The 20,636-nt window shown below is 57.5% G+C and carries 18 protein-coding genes; 15 read left to right on the top strand and 3 right to left on the bottom strand.

The genetic code is table 11. From position 1 onward, the window contains the following. Positions 1-13: 13 nt before the first annotated feature. The 6 genes from M2361_RS18590 to clsB all read left to right on the top strand — a co-directional run bounded on the left by M2361_RS18590 (position 14) and on the right by clsB (position 6,712). Positions 14-1,297: a putative Na+/H+ antiporter gene (locus M2361_RS18590; RefSeq protein WP_259251110.1), complete on the top strand. Its 1,284-nt coding sequence runs from the start codon at positions 14-16 to the stop codon at positions 1,295-1,297. Positions 1,298-1,506: 209 nt separating this feature from the next. Next, on the top strand, positions 1,507-1,854 hold the full coding sequence (locus tag M2361_RS18585; RefSeq protein WP_259251109.1) for an FmdB family zinc ribbon protein: 348 nt from the start codon (positions 1,507-1,509) through the stop codon (positions 1,852-1,854). 16 nt (positions 1,855-1,870) lie between these two features. After that, complete coding sequence (locus M2361_RS18580; RefSeq protein WP_404976393.1) at positions 1,871-2,536, top strand: DUF502 domain-containing protein; 666 nt, start codon at positions 1,871-1,873, stop codon at positions 2,534-2,536. A 40-nt stretch (positions 2,537-2,576) separates the two neighbouring features. Next, positions 2,577-4,364, top strand: a complete 1,788-nt coding sequence (gene aspS, locus M2361_RS18575; protein ID WP_259251105.1) for an aspartate--tRNA ligase — start codon at positions 2,577-2,579, stop codon at positions 4,362-4,364. A 273-nt stretch (positions 4,365-4,637) separates the two neighbouring features. Continuing rightward, a complete protein-coding gene (locus M2361_RS18570; protein ID WP_259251104.1) occupies positions 4,638-5,504 on the top strand; it encodes an endonuclease/exonuclease/phosphatase family protein in 867 nt (288 codons plus the stop codon). Then, positions 5,501-6,712, top strand: coding sequence for a cardiolipin synthase ClsB (gene clsB, locus M2361_RS18565; protein WP_259251103.1), 1,212 nt, complete (start codon positions 5,501-5,503; stop codon positions 6,710-6,712). The genes M2361_RS18570 and clsB overlap by 4 nt, the downstream gene beginning before the upstream one ends. Before the next feature lie 9 nt (positions 6,713-6,721). Here the strand turns inward: clsB and M2361_RS18560 are convergent, their stop codons facing one another. The 3 genes from M2361_RS18560 to M2361_RS18550 all read right to left on the bottom strand — a co-directional run bounded on the left by M2361_RS18560 (position 6,722) and on the right by M2361_RS18550 (position 9,631). Beyond that, positions 6,722-7,591 (bottom strand): DMT family transporter, encoded by an 870-nt coding sequence (locus tag M2361_RS18560; RefSeq protein ID WP_259251101.1) that lies wholly within the window; start codon positions 7,589-7,591, stop codon positions 6,722-6,724. A gap of 18 nt (positions 7,592-7,609) precedes the next feature. Beyond that, positions 7,610-8,962, bottom strand: coding sequence for an MFS transporter (locus M2361_RS18555; RefSeq protein WP_259251100.1), 1,353 nt, complete (start codon positions 8,960-8,962; stop codon positions 7,610-7,612). A 99-nt stretch (positions 8,963-9,061) separates the two neighbouring features. Continuing rightward, entirely contained in the window at positions 9,062-9,631 is a 570-nt protein-coding gene (locus tag M2361_RS18550; RefSeq protein ID WP_259251098.1) for a carbon monoxide dehydrogenase subunit G, read from the bottom strand. A 715-nt stretch (positions 9,632-10,346) separates the two neighbouring features. On the opposite strand from M2361_RS18550, the gene M2361_RS18545 reads away from it, so the two are divergent. From M2361_RS18545 to M2361_RS18505, 9 genes are all read left to right on the top strand, one after another. Next, positions 10,347-11,474 (top strand): glycosyltransferase, encoded by a 1,128-nt coding sequence (locus M2361_RS18545; protein ID WP_259251097.1) that lies wholly within the window; start codon positions 10,347-10,349, stop codon positions 11,472-11,474. Then, positions 11,471-12,595, top strand: a complete 1,125-nt coding sequence (locus M2361_RS18540) for a hypothetical protein (RefSeq protein ID WP_259251096.1) — start codon at positions 11,471-11,473, stop codon at positions 12,593-12,595. Before M2361_RS18545 ends, M2361_RS18540 begins: the two co-directional genes overlap by 4 nt. Further along, on the top strand, positions 12,585-13,367 hold the full coding sequence (locus tag M2361_RS18535; RefSeq protein WP_259251095.1) for a glycosyltransferase family 2 protein: 783 nt from the start codon (positions 12,585-12,587) through the stop codon (positions 13,365-13,367). Before M2361_RS18540 ends, M2361_RS18535 begins: the two co-directional genes overlap by 11 nt. A 23-nt stretch (positions 13,368-13,390) precedes the next feature. After that, on the top strand, positions 13,391-14,218 hold the full coding sequence (locus tag M2361_RS18530) for an ABC transporter permease (protein ID WP_259251094.1): 828 nt from the start codon (positions 13,391-13,393) through the stop codon (positions 14,216-14,218). Further along, positions 14,208-15,506, top strand: a complete 1,299-nt coding sequence (locus M2361_RS18525; RefSeq protein ID WP_259251093.1) for an ABC transporter ATP-binding protein — start codon at positions 14,208-14,210, stop codon at positions 15,504-15,506. The genes M2361_RS18530 and M2361_RS18525 overlap by 11 nt, the downstream gene beginning before the upstream one ends. Further along, a complete protein-coding gene (locus M2361_RS18520) occupies positions 15,503-17,041 on the top strand; it encodes a glycosyltransferase (RefSeq protein ID WP_259251092.1) in 1,539 nt (512 codons plus the stop codon). The genes M2361_RS18525 and M2361_RS18520 overlap by 4 nt, the downstream gene beginning before the upstream one ends. A gap of 127 nt (positions 17,042-17,168) precedes the next feature. Further along, positions 17,169-18,356, top strand: coding sequence for a hypothetical protein (locus M2361_RS18515; RefSeq protein WP_259251091.1), 1,188 nt, complete (start codon positions 17,169-17,171; stop codon positions 18,354-18,356). A gap of 1 nt (position 18,357) precedes the next feature. Further along, positions 18,358-19,536, top strand: a complete 1,179-nt coding sequence (glf, locus tag M2361_RS18510; protein ID WP_259251090.1) for a UDP-galactopyranose mutase — start codon at positions 18,358-18,360, stop codon at positions 19,534-19,536. Next, on the top strand, positions 19,533-20,624 hold the full coding sequence (locus tag M2361_RS18505) for a glycosyltransferase family 2 protein (protein WP_259251089.1): 1,092 nt from the start codon (positions 19,533-19,535) through the stop codon (positions 20,622-20,624). Before glf ends, M2361_RS18505 begins: the two co-directional genes overlap by 4 nt. Positions 20,625-20,636 lie beyond the last annotated feature (12 nt).

Raw genomic sequence — 20,636 nt, 5'->3', positions numbered from 1 at the left:
GGAAGTCCCTCTTATGCCCCAGCCTATTGAAGTCATCGCCACCATCCTGTTTGCCGTGGCGGTTCTTCATACCTTTTCCGTTCCCGTTTTTGCGCGCCTTGCCCATCGCGGCGGCCCGCACGCGGGCATCTGGCATTTGTTCGCCGAGGTGGAGGCGGTGTTCGGCGTCTGGGCATTTGCGCTGATCGTGACGATGGCGGCGCTGTCTGGTCCCGTTACCGCGATCGACTACATGGACACGCGCAACTTTACCGAGCCGCTGTTCGTTTTCGTGATCATGGTGGTGGCGGCCAGCCGGCCGATCCTGGAAATGGTGGGGCTGATGGTGCGCATCGTGGCGCGCGTGCTGCCGCTGCCGCGCGAGCTGGCGACCTTCTTCGTGGTGATGTCCCTGGTGCCGCTGGGCGGCTCCTTCATTACCGAGCCCGCCGCCATGACGCTGGCCGCCATCTTGCTGCGCGATGCCTATTTCCGCACGAGCGGCCGCGCCGGCTTCAAATACCTGACGTTGGGCGTGCTGTTCGTGAACGTGTCCATCGGTGGTGTGTTGACGTCTTACGCCGCGCCGCCGGTGCTGATGGTGGCGTCCACCTTCGGCTGGGACGCCGCGCACATGGTGCAGCATTTCGGCTGGCGCGCCGCGGTGGCCGTCCTTCTGAACGCAGGCATCCTGACCTTCGTCTGCCGCAAGGCCTTGATGGAACGCTCGGTCGGTACGGGCGGCGGGGTGGACGCGCCGGAAGGATCGGATTCGCGTCCGCCGGTGCCGGTGCTCGTCATCCTGGTGCATCTGGCGTTCCTGGTGGCGGTGGTGCTTACCGCCCATCACCCGGCCATCTTCATGGGTCTGCTGATGATGTTCATCGGCTTTTCGGAAGCCTATAAGCGCCATCAGAACCGTCTGCTGATCAAGGAAGGCCTGATGGTGGGCTTCTTCCTGGCCGGGCTGGTGGTGTTGGGCGGTTTGCAGAAATGGTGGTTGCAGGACTTGCTGGGCGGGCTGGAACCGTTCGTGCTGTTCTGGGGCGCCACGGCGCTGACGGCCATTACCGATAATGCCGCGTTGACGTATCTGGGTTCGCTGGTCGAAGGCACCAACGAGACGTGGCGCTACATGCTGGTGGCCGGGGCGGTCACGGGCGGCGGCTTGACCGTCATTGCCAACGCGCCCAATCCGGCGGGCTTCGCCATCCTGAAGAACCACTTCCCGGACGGCAGTATTTCGTCGGGCCGCCTGTTCCTGTCGGCCCTCGCGCCCACCTTGGTCGCGGCCATCATGTTCCTGCTTCCGGTATAGGGAAAGGCGGCCGGCGGCGCCGGGGGCAGGCCCCCGCAGTGCCGCTTGGCGCCCCGGGGCCGGGCCGGACACCGACGGTTCATGAAAAACCGCTAAAATTCAAGACTTTCCCGAATTTTTTTCCGGCCTTGCCCTCCCGTCGCCCCGGACTGCATTTGTCTGGCGACCGACGGCTTTTTATTTTCCGGGCGCGCGCCTGGGAGCCCTTGATGCCCATCTACGCCTATAAGTGCAGCGTCTGCGGCCATGCCAAAGACGTTTTGCAGAAGATTTCCGATGCGCCCCTTTCGGTTTGCCCCGAATGCGGCCAAAGCACGTTTTCCAAGCAGGTGACCGCGGCTGGATTCCAGCTCAAGGGTTCCGGCTGGTACGTCACCGATTTCCGTGGCAATGGTTCCGGGGGCGCTGCGTCCACCGGGGCGGCGGCGGAAGGCGGGGCGCCTGCTTCGGCGCCGGCCGCCACGCCGGCGGCAACTCCAGCGGCTCCTGCGGCAGGCGCTCCTGCCGCAAGCGCTCCGGCCGCCGGATCGCCGGCCGCCGGTACGTCGTCCGCCTAGAGTCCACGCGATGCGGATGCGCCTTATCAAAAAGTACTTCATCACCGGCCTGCTGATCTGGGTTCCCCTGGTCATCACGGTGTGGGTGCTGGGTTTGCTGGTCGCCACCCTGGAAGGGTTCGTGCCTGGCTTTCTGTCGTCCGAATCGCTGTTCGGCATCGACATCCCCGGCTTCCGCTTCGTCCTGGTCATCGTGGTGGTGCTGTTGACGGGCGTGTTTGCGGCCAACCTGATCGGCCGTACCATGGTGGACCAGTGGGAAAACCTGCTGGGCCGTATTCCGCTGGTGCGTTCCATCTACAACTCGGTCAAGCAGGTCAGCGATACCGTGCTTGCCCCGAACGGACAGGCGTTTCGCCGCGCGGTGCTGGTGCAGTATCCGCGGGCGGGTTCCTGGACCATCGCTTTTGTCACCGGTACACCCAGCGGTGAAGTGGCCAGCCTGATGCCAGGCGACCACATCAGCGTGTATGTGCCGACAACGCCGAACCCCACGTCCGGCTTTTTCCTGATGATGCCTCGCGCCGACGCGATCGATCTTCAGATGAGCGTGGACGCGGCCTTGAAGTACATCGTTTCCATGGGCGTGGTCGCCCCGGCCCAGGCGCTTGCGCCCGAGGGCCAACCGGCTCCGCTCTCTCCGGCGCCTGGCGTGCAAGACGCGCCTCGCGGCGATTCGTAACCCTTACGCTCAAACTAAGCACACAACGGAGTCATCCCGCATGCGTACCTGCTACACCGGCCAGGTTTGCCGTGACCATCTCGGCCAGACCGTCACCCTGTACGGCTGGGTGAACCGCCGCCGCGACCACGGCGGGGTCATCTTCATCGACTTGCGCGACCGCGCGGGCCTGGCCCAGATCGTGTTCGATCCGGACAACGCCGCCTTCGCCACCGCCGAGCGCCTGCGCAATGAATTCTGCGTCCGCGTCACCGGCCTGGTGCGCGAGCGTCCGGCCGGCACCGCCAATAGCGAACTGGCTTCGGGCGAAATCGAAGTGCTGTGCAAGGAAGTCGAAATCCTGAACGCGTCGGTCACGCCGCCGTTCCAATTGGATGACGACAACCTGTCGGAAACGACTCGTCTGACGCACCGCGTGCTGGACCTGCGCCGCCCGCAAATGCAGCGCAACCTGATGCTGCGTTACCGCGTGTCGATCGAAACGCGCAAGTTCCTGGACCAGCTGGGCTTCATCGATATCGAAACCCCGATGCTGGCCAAGAGCACGCCCGAAGGCGCGCGCGACTACCTGGTGCCTTCGCGTGTGAACGCCGGCCACTTCTTCGCGCTGCCGCAGTCGCCGCAGTTGTTCAAGCAGATGCTGATGGTGTCGGGCTTTGACCGCTACTACCAGATCACCAAGTGCTTCCGCGACGAAGACTTGCGCGCTGACCGTCAGCCCGAATTCACCCAGATCGACTGCGAAACCTCGTTCCTGAACGAGTTCGAGATCCGTGAAATCTTTGAAAACCTGATCCGTCACGTCTTCAAGGTCGTGCAGGGTGTGGACCTGGCGCAGCCGTTCCCCATCATGCCGTGGACGGAAGCGATGCGTCGCTACGGTTCGGACAAGCCGGACCTGCGCGTGAAGCTCGAATTCACCGACATGACCGACGTCATGCGTGATGTGGACTTCAAGGTGTTTGCCGCCGCCGCCACGGCGCCCGGCAGCCGCGTGGTCGCCCTGCGCGTGCCCGGCGGCGCGGAAATGTCCCGCAGCGAAATCGACGGCTACACGCAGTTCGTCGGCATCTACGGCGCCAAGGGCCTGGCCTACATCAAGGTCAACGAAGTGGCCAAGGGCCGTGACGGCCTGCAATCGCCCATCGTCAAGAACCTGCACGACGCCGCGCTGGCCGAACTGGTCAAGCGTACCGGCGCGCAAGATGGCGACATCATTTTCTTTGGCGCGGATCGCGAGAAGGTCGTCAACGACGCCATCGGCGCACTGCGCGTGAAGATCGGCCACAGCGAATTCGGCAAGAAGACGGGCCTGTTCGAAGCCGGTTGGCAGCCGCTGTGGGTGGTTGACTTCCCGATGTTCGAATACGACGAGGACGACGGCCGCTACACCGCTGCCCACCACCCGTTCACCAGCCCGAAGGACGGCCACGAGGACTTCCTGGAAACCGACCCCAGCAAGGCCTTCGCCAAGGCTTACGACATGGTGCTGAACGGTTGGGAAATCGGCGGCGGCTCGGTCCGTATCCACCGCGAAGAAGTGCAAAGCAAGGTGTTCCGCGCGCTGAAGATCGGCGCCGAGGAAGCCCAGGAAAAGTTCGGCTACCTGCTGGACGCGTTGCAGTATGGCGCGCCTCCGCACGGTGGTATCGCGTTCGGCCTGGACCGCATCGTCACGATGATGACCGGCGCCGAATCGATCCGCGACGTGATCGCCTTCCCGAAGACGCAGCGCGCTCAGGATCTGCTGACGCAAGCGCCTTCCGAAGTCGACGAAAAGCAGTTGCGCGAGTTGCACATCCGCTTGCGTAACGTCGAGGCTAAGTAAGCCCCCCCCCGAGGCGCCGGGGGCGGCTCCCCCCCAGGGGGGCGCCTCGCGGGACCGGCGGAGCCGGATCCTCGGCGGCCCGGCTTGTGGGGCGGCATGGGCTTGCGGCGGGTTGCGTTCTTGGCTGCGTGGCTACTTGTGAGTGTTTTGTCGCGGCAGGGCGTGGCTGAATTGGAGTAATCTGGCAGACGCCGCTTTGTTGGCGGTGCTTGCCGGAGCTGCTCTTGGGTCTGGCCAGTGGTTCCTCTGCTTTCAAAAGGCGCCATCGCTTTTATGTCGCTCATCCGTGTCGTCAGCTACAACATTCACAAGGGCCGTTCGGCATTGGGCCGGCTCGACTCCCTGAATGAACTTCGCTTGGGTTTGTATGGCCTGCGCCCGGATCTTGTCTTCCTGCAGGAAGTCCAGGGCCGCAACGAGCAACGATCCTTGCTCCACGCGCAACACGAATCCCTGGCCGCCGCCTTGCGGCTGGATGTGGCCTACGGCCGCAATGCCGTCCGCCACGCCACGGACCATGGCAATGCGCTGCTTTCGCGCTTTCCCATTCTTGATCACGAAAACCTCGACATCTCCGACCACCGCCTGGAGCAACGCGGGCTGCTGCATGCGCGCATCGACGTGGGCGACCGCCCGGTGCATTGCTTTGTGGTGCATCTGGGCCTGTTTGCCGGCAGCCGCACGCGCCAGGTGCTGGCGTTGACCGAGCGCATTCGGCGTATGGTGCCGGACGGTGAGCCCATTCTGATCGCAGGGGATTTCAATGATTGGAATGACCGCCTGGCGCCGCTGTTCGTTCAACAGTTGGGGCTGTATGAAGTGTTTTCCCATGCGCCCCGTAGTCATGGCGGCGAATTGCCGCGCTTGCGCGATTCGGTCAAACGGCTGAGCAACGCACTGCGCGGGTTGCCCAATGGCGGCCTGTCCGTCATGGAACGCACCAACCAACTGGGCATGGACGGCAGCGCGCGCATGCTGCACCCGCCGCCCCGTACCTTTCCCGCCGTGTTTCCGTGGTTTCGCCTGGACCGCATCTACCAGCGCGGGTTTGCCGTGCGCAGCGCGCGCGTGTTGCGCGGTAGGGAGTGGGCGCGGTTGTCGGATCACTCCCCCTTGCTGGCGGAGCTGGAACTTCCGTGAAGACCGAGCAGGTCAAGCTGGAATGGACGGACGGCAACAACATCCGCTTGTTGCAGAACGGCGCCGACTTCTTCCCCGCGCTGTGTTCGGCTATCGACGCCGCGCAGGTCAGCGTGCATCTGGAAACCTATATTTTCATGGTGGATCGCACCGGCTCGCAGGTGCTGGAGTGCCTGACGGCGGCGGCGCGGCGCGGCGTCAAAGTGCGGGTGGTGCTGGACGGCTTCGGCAGCGCCATGAACGTCGAGCACGTGCGCGCGATGCTGCTGGACGCAGGCGCCCAATGCCGCATCTTCCGGCCTGAACCGCGCTGGTTCGCTCGCTTTATTCCGTCGCGCAGCCGGCTGCGACGGCTGCATCGCAAGGTCACCATTGTGGATGGACGCATTGCGTTCATCGGCGGCATCAACGTCATCGACGATTACGATGATTTGGATCCCACGGACGGCATCTCCGCGCCGCGCTTTGATTTCGCGGTGCAGGTGGAAGGCCCGCTCGTCACCGAAGCGGCCTATGCGCAGGACTTGCTGTGGGTGCGTTTGAACTGGGCGCGGTTGCGGCGCCATCCGCGCGACTGGAGCCGCATGCGGCTCACCAAGCCGCACCATGCGCCGGTTGAACCTTGCGGCACCTTGCGCGCGGCGCTGGTGCTGCGTGACAACCTGCGGTATCGCCAGACGTTCGAACGCGCGTATCTGTATGGCATCACGCAGGCGCGTCGCGATATCTTGATCGCCAACGCCTATTTCTTTCCGGGACGCCAGTTCCGCCGCGCCCTGGCCAAAGCCGCCGCGCGCGGTGTGCGGGTGCGGCTGCTGCTGCAAGGCAAGGTCGAATACCGCATGCAGTACCACGCCACGCGCTCGCTGTACGACCAACTGCTGCGTGACGGCATCGAGATCTTCGAGTACATGCCGGGATACCTGCACGCCAAAGTCGCCGTCATTGATAACGTGGCCACGGTGGGCTCGTCCAACCTGGATCCGTTCAGCCTGCTGCTGGCGCGCGAGGCCAACGTCGTCGTCGACAGCCAGCCCTTTGCGTGGGACCTGCAAGAACGCCTGGAAACGGCCATCCGCGAAGGCGGCCGCTTCATCCGGCCGTTGGATTACCAGCGCCGGGGATGGTTGCGGCGCTGGGTGGACGCGGTGTCTTATACGCTGCTGCGCATAGGCGTGGCGTTGACGGGCTCGTCGGATAAATACTGAAGCGCCGGCTCAGGCACGGCGCTTGATCAGCCCCAAGGCCAGCGCGGTGCCGACCAGGATGATGGCGGCGCCCAGCGCGATGGACGGCGTGATGCTCTCGTCCAACAACCACGCGCCCCACACCACCCCGAAAATCGGCACCAGGAAGGTGACGCTGACGGCGGCGGTCGGTCCCACATTGGCGATCAGCCGGAAGAAGATGATGTAGGCCGCGCCCGTGCAGACGACAGCCAGCAAGATCGTGGAGATCCAGGCGGTCATTGACGCGGGCGTCTCCGGCCAGGCGGATATCGCCAGCGGCAGCAGCACGAGCGACGCCGCGATCATGCTGCCCGTGGCGCTGGCCAAGGCATCCACGCCAGTCAGGAAACGCTTGGTCCAGTTGGCGGCGATGCCGTAGAACACGGGCGCCGACACGGCGGCAAGCACGGCGGGCCCGGTGCCCCCGGCCTGGAAATTCAGCTTGTCCCACACCAGCACGATGATGCCCACGAACCCGATCAACAGGCCCAGCGACCGCATCCACGGCAACCTGTCCTTGAGCCATAGCCACCCGACCACCGCGCCCCATACCGGCGTCACCGCGTTGGCCACCGACAGGAAGCCCGCGCCCAGCGATTGCGCGGCGTAGGCGTAAAGCAGGAAGGGCACGGCGGCGTTCAAGGTGCCCACCACCAGCAGCGGCTTCCAGTGCCGCGCAATCACAGGCAGCTTGCCGCGCCAGATGGCCGCCGGCAGCAGGAACAGCGCGGCCAGGCCGACACGCAACTCGATCAGGGCGATGGGCCCGAAGTCCTGCACGGCAAGGCGCATGAACAGGAAAGAGCCGCCCCAGACCGCCGCCAGCAGCAGCAGGTCCAACAGATTGCGTTGACGCATGATGTGTCTCGGTTTGCCTTATTTCCGGCCAGTGACCAGATTCTTCATCTTGACTCGATGCGCAAGCAGCGCACAGGCCAGGGACAGGACAATACACAAGACCAGGCCGGCCCGCACTCCGTTTAGTACCGTGCCGTGTGAAATCATGATGCCCACCAGCGCGGTACCCAAGGCGCTGCCGATCGCGCGCGTGGTCTGGACCAGCGCCGACGCCACGCCCACGTCGCGGCGTTCGCTCAGCATCTGCATGAAGAGCGTCAGATTGGGAAGTAGAAAGCCCAGCGCGCAGCCGTTGACGAAGAAGGCCGCAAGAATCCACCAGGCCGAGGTCCCGGGCGAAATCAACAGCACCATCAGCGTACCGGCCGCCAGCAGCAGGCCGCCGAACACCATCAGGCGTTGCGGTTCAGTCTGCTTGGGAAACATCCGGCCATTGATGATGCTGCCGACTGAAATCGCCGCGACCAGCGGGGTCAGCAGCAAACCCGCTTCGCTGGGCGAGTAGCCCAACACCTGCTGCAACAACAGCGGGCTATAGAAGATCAGCACAAACATGACCGCGCCCACCATCATGGCGGACAGGTTCAGCAGGCGGGATTCCTGCCCGGCCAGCACGCGTAGCGGAAAAATGGGGGACTTTACGCGCCGCTCAGTGGGAATCAGGATGGCGATGGCGGCCACGCCAATCACCGCCAACAGGGCGCCCAACAGGGGATGGGCATGTTCGCCCCGGGCGAAGGCCAGTTCCAGCGCCGCCAGCGGGGCGCCCACGGCCAAGACCAGCAAGATGGCGCCTACCCAGTCGATCTTGCGGCTGCCATCGTGCATGGGGCGGATGCGCGGGAAGTAGCGCGCCAACAGAAAAAACGCGCCGGCTGCCGCGATAGGCGAAATGAAGAACGCCGCACGCCATCCCAGCGCCTGGGTCGCCGCGCCGCCCAGCACCGGGCCGATTCCGCTGGCCATGGCAAACGCGGCCGACACCAACGCCATCCAGCGCACCCGCTGCTTGGCATCGGGAAACAGGTCGGCCGGCGCCGCGAAAGCGGTGGCGATCATCATGCCGCCGCCGACCCCTTGAAGGGTGCGGAACACGATCAGTTGCGTCATGGATTGCGCCAGTCCACAAGCGATGGAACCCAGCGCGATGATCAGCACGGACACCAGCATCAAGGGCTTGCGGCCGAACATGTCGCCCAGCCGGCCAAAGATCAGGATGGACGCCGCGGTGGCCAGCAGATAGCCGGTGCCCACCCAGGCGTAAAGCGCCATGCCGTTCAGGGCCTCGGCCACGCGAGGCAGGGTGGTGCTGATGATGGTGGAATCCAACGCGGCCAGCACCACCGTCGCCGACACGCCCGCCATGGCCATCAGCAAGTCTCGTCGAGAGCGAGGGGATTCGGCGGCTGGCTGTGTCGGTGGCGGCGGCGGAGTCATGCCGCCTAGGATATCACCGGCCCACTAGGGTTTTCACTTGTAAAACGAGTGATAACCCCAGAAAACCGCGATAACCAACACGACCAACAGCCATGACCATCGGGAATTGGACAGACCGCGGGGTTCGGGCTCGGGAGGAGGGGGCGGCGGCGCGACGCGCGGCTGGGTCGCCATGTGGTCGATGAAGGCGGCAAAGAACTTCTGAATGATCTTGTCGCCCGCTTTCAGCAGCAGGCCTTCCCCGCACTCGGCCAACTTGCCCCCGGCCATGCCCGCCACGGTGTAGGCGACGCGGGTGCCTTGGTCCTTGGTGCTGAGGTTTACCTGCGCGGTACCGATGGCCAGGCAGGCCGCGCGGCCCTTGCCTTCAAAGACGAGTGTGCAACTGTCGGGAGCGTTGACGTCCGAGAGCAGGATCTCGCCCTCGTAGTCGGTGTCGATCCCCGCGATGTTGGCCCGCAAGGTGACGCCGTATTCGGTAGGGCTGCGCATCGCAACTTCCACGCAGCCCGGTATGCACTTCTGCAAGACTCTCGGGTCAGTCAACGCATCCCATGTCTGGTGTTGCGTTGAAGGAATCCATTGGGCATCGGCAATGCGCATGGCTGTCTCCTTTTAGAAGTTATACGTGCATTGTGGCTCTAACAATAGAATTTGACTACGCTATCTGGAGACCTCCGTTCGAAGTCTAGCAAGGTTCGTCCTAGCGGTAAGCTATTCGGCATTGCAGCCACGAGTTTCGTCTGGCGGCGGTGAGCCCCCATTGCAACGCGATTTCTCAGTCCGCAACTTCACCGGGAATCCCGTGGAGCTAGGCGCACTGCTCCATCTCGGGCAACGTTCCCGTTCATGTAACTAGTTAATTCACTTTCGGCGAGCGCGTTTATGGAGAAAGGAAAAATTCTTATTCTTATTAACGCTGCAGGCGTGCCACAGCTATTTCGAAGGATCTCTTGGCAAGTGCCTACTCCTTATTACGCGCCGTTGCAACGTCGAAAGTGCGATAATCCAGGCTCTGTGCGGGGCAGCCTCATCGATGAAGGTTTGGGGTAGGTGACCGACAGGTCTTCACCGATCATAGAAAGCGCCGGCAGCGTAGAGCTACTGTGTGTATAAAAAAGTATGTCTCGTCCACTGTAGATCCCTCCCGCCGCCCTCCCGATGGAGCAGTAACGGTCTTGAACTGATGAAATCGAAATTATTATTCAAACACGAAGCTCCCCTCATGACTGGATAGTCAATGGAGTCTGCTCGGGAAACGTTTAACAGCGGGCTTCAGTATAAAAATACTTATCATGTTATGGCGCTTGAATAAAATATGCTTTATTTGCTTGTAGCGTTTGTCGTGTCCTTGGTCTTCACGCTATTAGTGCTTAGATTTAATGCGCTTCATGGCAGGTTTACTGCCGATCATGAAACCCAAGGCGTCCAAAAATACCACGACAAGCCTGTGCCACGCGTGGGCGGGGTCGCGATCGTGTTCGCGATGGCCTGTATTCTTGTATTGGCAACCTTACGTGAGGCCTCATTGAGCAACGAGCCCCTGACCTTGCTAGCGGTCGCGATGCCGGCATTTTTTGGAGGTCTGGCCGAAGATCTGACGAAGCGAGTAAGAGTCTTGCTCAGATTGTCTTTGGCAATGCTGTCTGGTATGGCCGCATATTATTTTCTTGGCGCGACTTTGACGCGGTTGGACATTATTGGAATCGACTGGCTACTTCAGTTCGGGCCGATCTCATTCGTGGTTACCGCCGTGGCCATTGCGGGCGCCGCCAACGCTATCAACATCATCGATGGCTATAACGGATTGGCTGCAGTAGTTTCGGCGATGATTTTCGCAGGATTCGCCTATGTTTCATATTATCTTGGAGATCGGCTGCTGCTTGTCGCATGTGTCGGCATGATCGGCGCCTTATTCGGCTTCCTGCTGTGGAATTATCCTCGAGGCTTGATTTTTCTCGGCGATGGGGGTGCGTATTTTATTGGGTTCATGATAGGTACTGTATCCGTGCTCATGCTCGCGCGACACCCTAATGTTTCAGCATGGTTTCCGCTGCTGTTGTGCATTTATCCGGTGTTCGAGACGTTGTTTTCGATATATAGAAAAAAATGGTTGCGTGGCGTGTCACCCGGAGCGCCGGACGGCGTGCATCTCCATATGCTAATTTACAAACGTGTTGTGCGCTGGGCAGTTGGCTCCCGCGAGTTGCGTCACCGTAACCAGCGCAATTCCATGACATCACCCTACCTTTGGCTATTGTCGTCTCTCGCTGTTATTCCAGCGGTCTTGTTTTGGCAGATGCCATACGTCCTTATGGGTTGCGCAGCAGCGTTCTCCATCACCTATGTGCTTCTGTACCGAAAACTGGTGTTGTTTCGTATGCCGCGCTGGATGATTATAAAGAAACGTGGGCGCTCAGATTTACGCCGATCCATAAGAAAATGATTTTTTTTATCAGATCGTATATCGCGGACTACGATGCACGTATGGGAAAGTACTTCCAAGCGTTGTCTGAAGTCGGGCTTGCCTTTTGTTTCGTGGGCTGGAACAAGGACGGGCGTCCGGCGTCCGCGCGTCCAGGTTTTCATTATTTTTCGAAGCGTGCGCAGCTGGGCGGGGGGTGGCGCAACGCCATCTTGCTTTTATGGTGGAACGCCTACGTTTTTTTTAGACTCGTAAAAGAGCGCCGTCATGTTCATGTGGTGCATGCAGTCGATCTTGATGGCGGATTTGCGAGCTGGGTGTTCTGCTGTTTATTTAGACGCCCGCTTGTGTTCGATCTGTATGATAAGTACACGGCCGTACGAAATATTGGCGGGATCGCTGGCGCGGCGTTGGACGCCTTGGAACGCATAATCGCCCGGAGCGCTGCGTTGACCATAATTGCGAGTGCCGACCGCTACGTGCAGCACGATTTGCGCCAAGATGACGCGAACGTGCTTGTATTGGAGAACGTGCCTAGCTGGCAAGTGGCTCCTACTCTGCCTTGGGAAGCTAAGAGTCCGTGGAAGATTGGCTATTTTGGTGTTTTGGAACCCCTGCACCGCGGGTTGGAAGATTTGCTCGCCGCCTGCCTGCGGCGCTCTGATGTGCAGTTGCACGTGGCAGGGTACGGTGGATTGGCGGAGAAGTTTTCCGCCGTGTCGCGGGAGGCTTCCAATATTCACTATTACGGAGCTAAAGAGAGCGACGACGGGCTTCGCCTGATGTCCACAATGGACGTCGTGGTGGGTATGTATTATCTTTCGGTTCCAAACCACCAGTACGCATCGCCCAACAAATATTACGAACATTTGATGCTGGGCCGACCTATGCTGACGACGGCGGGAACGCCGCCTGGGGCTCGAGTGGGCCAAGACGATTCTGGTTGGGCGGTAGCCGAGGGGCAGGACGCTCTGGAAGCGTGGCTCAACGAGCTTTCTGCTGACGAGATTAACCAACGTGGGCGGCGCGCCGCGCAGGTGTGGATGGAACGGTACTCCTCCTATTTTAGATCGCATTACTGCGGTGAATACGCGACGCGGATGCGGCGTTTCTGCAGGGGAGGGAGGGGCGATGGGCGCTGAAAATAAGCCTCTTGTTTCTATCGTGATGCCGGCATTTAATGCCCAACGATTTATCGCCGAGGCGATTCGATCGGTGTTGGCCCAGACTTATAGCAACTGGGAGCTGCTTGTGGTCGACGACTCTTCCACCGACGATACGGCTCAAATCGTTAAGGCATTTCAACAGGGAGAGGACCGCATTCGATATCGCCGTAGTGCGAGCAATATGGGCGTCGTCAATAGCCGAAATCTTGCCCTAGACACGGCGCGCGGCGAATATGTCGCTTTTCTCGATGCGGACGATGTCTGGGAAACGTTCAAGCTGGACCGGCAGGTGGCGTTCATGGAGGAGACCGGCGTGGCAATCTCTTATGGGGATTACGTGCGTATGGACGGCGATGGCCGTGAGCTCGGTAAAGTACTAGCTCCTGAAGTTGTACGATACGAGCGACTGCTGAGGTCTAACTTCATCGGCAATCTGACTGGCATATTCCGCAGGGTAGACCTGGCGGGTCTCAGGTTCGAAGACAGTAAACACGAGGACTATTTATTTTGGCTTCGAGCGCTTGGACAAGTGGAAGTAGCCCGGGCTACTCCATCAAGTGAACCGCTCGCAAGATATCGAGTGAGCTCGTCCTCGATGTCAGCAAACAAGTTTCATGCCGCTCGTTGGCAATGGGCAATTTATCGCTCAAGGCTTGGCCTATCCGCCTTTCGTAGTTCTTTTTTATTCCTTTGCTATATGTGGCACGCAATATTAAAGCGTAGCATATCGCGGAAAGCTAATCGATGATTCATTTGTAGGAATTACTGCGCGTGTCTCAAAAATCAAAACACAGTGCATCTCCGCTGTCGCTCTTGAAGAGCTTGGCGGCGAATCGCCAGCTCACATGGAACCTCATAAGGCGAGAGGTTGTCGGCCGGTATCGGGGTTCAGCCCTGGGCCTATTATGGTCATTTTTTAATCCCGTGTTCATGCTCTTGGTGTACACGTTTGTGTTCAGCGTGGTTTTCAAAGCACGATGGCCGGGAGGTTCTGAATCAAAAGCGGAATTTGCCTTGGTCCTATTTGCCGGACTTATCGTATTCAATATGTTCGCCGAATGTATAAACCGAGCCCCGTCGCTTATTTTGAGTAATGTTAATTATGTAAAAAAGGTCGTCTTTCCGCTGGAAACGCTTCCGTGTGTTTCTTTAGGGGCGGCGCTTTTTCACATGCTTATCAGTCTTTTGGTGTGGATAATTTTCTATCTAATTTTATTTGGAATTCCGCACTGGACAGTTTTGCTATTTCCGCTCGTGGTTCTGCCGCTTGCAATTATTATTCTGGGATTTAGTTGGTTTCTTGCGTCTCTTGGTGTCTATTTGCGTGATGTTACGCAATTCATCGGGATAATCACCACCGTCCTAATGTTTCTTTCGCCCATATTTTACGCAGCCGAGGCTATCCCTGAAAAATACCGACCCTTCCTGCACATCAGTCCGCTGACTCTCATTATCGAGCAGAGTCGGAATGTATTATTTTGGGGGAGAACAATTGATTGGGCTGTTTGGGCGCTTTACATGGTAGTTGCGATAGTTATTGCCGCGCTAGGATACTCGTGGTTCCAGAAAACGAGAAAAGGGTTTGCCGATGTTCTCTGAAAAAGTAATTTCAGTAGAAAATGTCTCCAAGCGGTTTGAGATGTATTCGCAACCGCGCGACCGCCTGTTGCAGTTTCTCTCGTTTGGGCGGCGCCAGTACTTCAAGGAATTTTGGGCTCTACGAAACGTTTCGCTGGATGTTAAGAAGGGCGAAACGGTCGGCATTCTGGGCCGAAATGGGAGTGGCAAGAGTACGTTACTGCAGATTATCGCTGGCACCTTGGCACCAACTTCCGGGGAAGCCAGTGTCAACGGCAAGCTTGCGGCACTTCTGGAGCTGGGTTCAGGTTTTAACCCGGATTTCACTGGTCGGGAGAACGTCTATTTAAATGGTTCGATCCTGGGCTTCTCGAAAGACCAGATGGACGAACGAATAGATGAGATCATTTCGTTCGCTGACATTGGAGAACACCTCGAGCAGCCGGTAAAGACGTACTCGAGCGGCATGTACGTCCGCTTAGCGTTTGCGGTACAGGCCTGCGTCCAACCTGATGTCTTGATCGTTGACGAAGCGCTTTCCGTCGGCGACGAGAAGTTTCAGCGCAAGTGTTTCGATTATATCGAGCGACTGCGAGCTGGTGGTTGCGCCATTTTGATTGTTACGCACGCGACCTCTACCGTGGAGAAATTCTGTCAACGTGCCGCATTGCTGCATAAGGGTGAATTGCATGGATTGGGACCTGCAAAAGAGGTAGTCGATCAGTATCACGCTTTGCTCTATTCAGATGAGCGCACATATTTACGCTACCTGAATGCAAATATGTCATCGGGTGACGCAACTGCGGACGAAAAAAGCGCTGTTGTAGAACAGGCTTCCACAGGAACGTTAGATTTGAGTCCTGATGCGGACCCGGGGATGCGCGCGCTAATTCGCGGTTGGCGCTCGTTGGATGCGGCGGGCGTACAGTGCGAAGCTTTTGAAATCGGGCAGAAAGCCCGTATCGAAGTGGATGTAGAAGTCTTCGCGCCGATCACCTTGATGCAGGCTGGGTTGCTCGTCCGTACCGTCGAGGGCGTGTCAGCCTTTGGCACGAGCACCCTATACCACGACTCCAGTTATCCGGACGCCAAGGCTGGCGATCGCCTTCGGGTGGTGTTCGATCTGGAATTGGCCCTATGCGAAGGTAACTACTTTGTCACTCTTGCGATTGCCGAAGAGGTGACCAAAGCAGGCATGGATTATCTTGATCGAAAGACAGACGTGATTATTCTCAAAGTGAGCCATCGCCGCACGTTAGGTAGCGGAATTGCAGCCCTCCCTTCGAGCGCCAGGGTGGACAAGCTGTGAGCGTTGCAACCCCTTCTTTACTTATCGTCACAGAGAGCTTCGAAGTCGGCGGCTTGGAAACATATATTGCAGGCCAAGTAAGAGTTATGACCTCTGAAGGCTGGGGGGTCCATTTGGCCTGTGGGTCGAAACCGGCCGCCGAGTTTTTGCCTCCTGGCTTGTCGACGGTTCATCCAGGTCTTCCCTTAGGGCCAGCGGCGACCGTTACGGATCTGATCGCCGCCGTGGAAACGCTGCGCGCGGTCATTCGTGATAAGTCGGTTACGCACGTGCACGCACATCCGTTCACGAGCATTTTTCCGGCTATGCTGGCTGCGGCATTAGAGGAAGTTCCCTTCATCATCACCTTGCATGGCCCAACATCCTTAAGCTCCGGCTACGGGCCGTTTAATGACTACCTGCTGGCTTCGCTGGCGTTGCCTGCCGCCAACGCAGTGCTTGCCGTATCCAACGAGGTGGGCGAACTAGCTGCGCCGTACACGGGGTACGGGCGGCTGTGCATACAACACAACTCAGTCGATGTTGAGTATTTTCGCCAAGCGGTGTCGTCGGCCCCGACAGGAGCGCCTTGGCTGGCCGTCAGTCGCCTAGACGCTGTCAAGATCCACGGGATTCGAAAGTTCATCAACGTGGCGCACGAGCTCAATCTTGGACAGGTTGATATCGTGGGCGACGGCCCTGGCCGTGCAACGCTCGAAGAGTTATTAAGGCAGGACGGTGTCGATCATATCGCGCGGTTCTTGGGAGCAAGAGCAGATGTCCGAAGCCTTATGCACTCAAGCGCCGGTGTAGCGGGAATGGGACGGGTGTTGTTGGAGGGTATCGCATGTGGGAAGCCTATATGCATGGTGGGCTACGATGGAGTCAAGGGTCTTGTAGATCTCGACCTCTTTCGGCGCGCCGCATATGCCAACTTCTCGGGACGAAACCTGCCTGATGTGTCCCTTGCGGATCTTGTCAGCCAGCTGGAGCGGCGAACCGCCAACGTAGCCGACTTGACTGATGCTGTGCTGCACTACCATTCCGAAGATGCTTTGTGGGCCGCATTCGCCAAGCAGATTTCTGCTTTTCCTTACAGCGAGCCTCCTTCGGTTCGGGCAATATATACCGTATTGCAGTCTGAGGAAGCTGCGTCAACAGAGCCCTATCTCCAATCGCAAGACCTGCTCTACCGAATAGGCCGTGTGGTGCATTCGACATCGTATTTTTCGCCTACGGCGGTCGCCTGCTACAGTTTCTATGCGTCGCGCATGAATGCCGTTCGGTCTAGTATTGAACGGGAGCAATTGGATACCGGGCAGCGGAAGCTCATGGCAGCGATGGCGGAAGCAGAAAATCGCAGCTCGAAAACTGTGGAACGGTTGGTCGACGAACTACGAAACTACGAGACGGAGCGTGTAAAGCAAAGCGAGGCGTTGGTCGAGGCCATAAATCGTCTGGATATGGCCTTTGAGGGCTTGGACGATCGCTTAAAGCAAGAGCCCACTAGCTTTCAGCGCGTTTTGGCGAAGGCGCGGAAGTGGCTGGTACGTTGACCATGTTTGGAACTACTTCGTGTATCAGTTATTGCGTCCGCTACTGTCTGAGCGCGGCATGCTTATAATTCATGCACCTTTCATATAATTACTGCCGCGAGATGCTTGACGCATAAGTTCCTTCACAATGAAAAAACTCAATGGTTTTGCCCCTTCTTGGTTTTTTGCGCCCTACATCGGGTCTGCTGATCTGGATTTTTTCAAGCGGATTAAAGACACTGATTTTTCCTATACAGTTGTGCAAGTACCGCGAGACTTACGCGATGACCGCATCATGGCTCATGCGTCGGCATCCATCAAGCGAATCGAGATAGATGGCGCCGACCATACGCAGCCCCGGACTCGCGAAGCCCGATCGCATTTTGTCGAAGGGGTAATTAAAGCGTTTGGGGAGGCTGAGGAGAAGTTCGACTTCATTATTTCTCATTCAAACGAGGTGGTGAGCCACGAGGCAGCCGCCGCAATCAAGAAAATGCATCCGGAGCTGCCCTGGATTAGCTACTTCGGTGACTTGTTTGTAAAGAATCCGTACGTTAAATATATCGCCGGCTACCCACTCGTTGAAGAAGACTGCGCAATTGAAAGGGATACTCTGCTCAATGCTGACCTCGTAATACTCAACAACGAGTATCAACGGGATCTGATGTTTCTCGGGGATTTGGAATCTATCAAAGACAAAGCTGTCGTAGTGCCCCATTGTTTCGATCGAGAAATGTATCCTGCTCCCCGGCACGTCAAAACCGAGAAGTTCATTTTTGCTCACCTTGGCACGCTCTATCACGTCAAGCGTACAGCGGAGCCCGTGCTTAAAGCGGTGGATCGCCTGTTGGAGATATATCCCGAATATGCTGGGCGGTTCGAAATCCAGTTTTACGGAGGTGCTCCCTGCGAAAACGACAGAATGGTGCACGCCGCAATGCGGTATTCGTCGCATGTCAGTTTCCTCGGTTCAGTGCCGTATTCCGAAAGCTTGCGACTGATGGCTGAGGCGGATGCCCTGTTGCTGATTGACGGGATGTTCAGTAAGGAAGAAGACGAGTTGGACTGCAATCCCTTTTTTCCAGGAAAGCTCACCGACTATATGGGTGCACGAAAACCCATCGCCTCCATCACGATGGCAAAAGGGCCTACCGCTGACATTATGGTTAAGTCGAAAAACCTGATTGCGGACGGAAGATTAGATAGGATTGCCTACGTTTTGAAGCGATATATCGATAAAAAAATTAACCCTGATTATTCAGTATACGACGAGTATTCCATTGAGAGAGTTTCTAGCCTCATGGAGAACGCGATTCGGTCAGTTATAAAGGTGTGATATGAATAAGTTTGATGTGGTGATCGTTGGAACCGGTTTTGCTGGTTCTATTCTGGCAGAGCGCCTGGCCTCCCAGAACAACAAGCGTGTCCTGCTGCTTGAGCAGAGGGATCATATCGCAGGCAATATGTTCGACTATCGGGACGAGCACGGAGTTATGGTTCATAAATATGGACCTCACTTGTTCCGCACCAATAGCCCGCGCGTACTCGCGTACATATCGCAGTTCACGGACTGGGAGCCGTACCAGCACCGGGTGCTTGCACATGTGCAGGGACAACTAGTGCCGGTCCCGTTCAATCTGACTTCGCTTGAAAAGCTCCTGCCAGATCAGGCCGCCGATCTGAAAAAGCTGCTGGTAGCGGAATTCGGTATGGACGTGAAAGTGCCGGTTTCCGTGTTGCGCAAACACGCTGATCAGCGTGTCCGGGACTTGGGCGAGTTCATTTTTCAGAATATTTATCTAAACTACACTACAAAGCAATGGGGCGACAAGCCGGAAAATCTGGATTTTGAGACTATTACCGCGCGTGTGCCGGTGCATTTGTCTTACGACGATCGTTACTTCCAGGAGAGCCACCAAGCTCTACCCAAGAACGGCTACACCGCCATGTTCGCCAACATGCTCTCCAGCCCGAACATCGAGGTTCGGCTCAACACGAAGGCTAAGGATCTGCTCCAGCTCGATTCAAACACCGGGAAACTTCTCCTGGATGGCGAAGAGTTCAATGGGGATTTGATTTATACAGGTGCTGTAGACGAGCTTTTTGACTATGTTTTTGGCGAGCTGCCTTATCGATCGCTGCGCTTCGATTTGGAAACCCATAGTATGGACTTTTACCAGCCGACTGCTACGGTTAATTATCCGAACGCGGAGAAATTTACTCGAATCACTGAGTATAAGCATCTGATGGGTGAGAAGCCGGAAAAGACGACCATCATGAAAGAATATCCGCAAGTCTATGATCGGATGGTGCCCTCTCAGAGCATTCCTTACTACCCAATCCCCAAGGACTCCAGTGCGGAATTGTATGCGCGCTACCTGAGTCTTGCCGATAAGTTTCCTCAGTTGAAACTCGTAGGCCGCCTAGCCGAATATCGCTATTACGATATGAACAATATTATCGAACGAGCGCTTGACGTGTTCGAGACCGAATTTGACGAGAAAAAGAAAAAATGAGGCCTAAAGTCAGTGTGGTCGTCCCGGTATACAACCTCGAGTTTTATGTCGATCGTTGCCTTGCGTCTCTAGCAAATCAGAGATGCAAGGACATTGAGGTGCTCGTGGTCAACGACGGGGGGACTGACGATAGTCAACTTATCATTGACGAGTACGTAGCCCGTTGGCCGCATATTTTTAAGTCGTTCATTAAGGAGAACGGCGGACATGGCGCGGCTTGCAATTATGGAATTGATCGCGCTACCGGGGAGTACATAATCATCGTCGACGGCGATGATTTCCTGGATGACGACGCCATTGAGTTTATGTACGCGAAGGCACAGGAAACGGGCGCGGATCTGCTTATTGGTAATCTTCGCTATTACTTCACCGGCTATACGTCGCAATTCAAGCCGATACCCATCGACTCCGAGCGAGAGTTGACAAATGTGGACCGAGACTTGTTGTACCGAAACTGGGCAACTCCTTGTGGTCGGATTTACCATCGTTCGATTTTCGAAGATCCGGACGTCCGTCTTTTGCCTGGGATCATGTTCGCGGACGCGAATTTTGTCCCTAAGAGTTATCTTGTCGCGAAGAAAATATATTACGTGGATAAGGAGCTCTACAATTACGACATTACGCGTCCGACTCAGTCGATGAAGCAAACGGACAAGCGAATACTGAATATCGTTCCGGCATTGAACGATATGCTGGCGTTCTATCGCAAGAAAGGCGCTTTCGAACCCTATCGTAAGCAACTGATGTGGTACGTCGCGATCCACTGCGTGTCATGGATTAAGCGGGTTAGTACGCTTTCGGATTATCCAAAGCTGAAAGCTCTGCGCGAAATTTTTGCTGTCGCCGATAAGAATTTTGGTTCAGATTGGTTGAAGACCGGAATCGTATGGGACATGTTTGGCAAAAAAGTACATCGCGGAGTCAAAATATCGAGGATGTTCGGTTACGCGCCTATTGCAGTCTTCTGGCGGCTAGCGGAACCGATCAAACGTTTGGATAACGGCTTCGAAAATTTACTTGGCTTGCCTTTACGGGGTTACAGGCGGGTGAAGCGCGCTGTGCGCGTTCGGCTCGGTGTTTTGCCATAAGCTGGGGAAGGG

Source organism: Achromobacter sp. JUb104, from assembly GCF_024806975.1.
Taxonomy (GTDB): Bacteria; Pseudomonadota; Gammaproteobacteria; order Burkholderiales; family Burkholderiaceae_B; genus Achromobacter; species Achromobacter spanius.
Note: the sequence above shows the minus strand (reverse complement) of the source record. Positions and strands in the feature narration are given on the sequence as shown.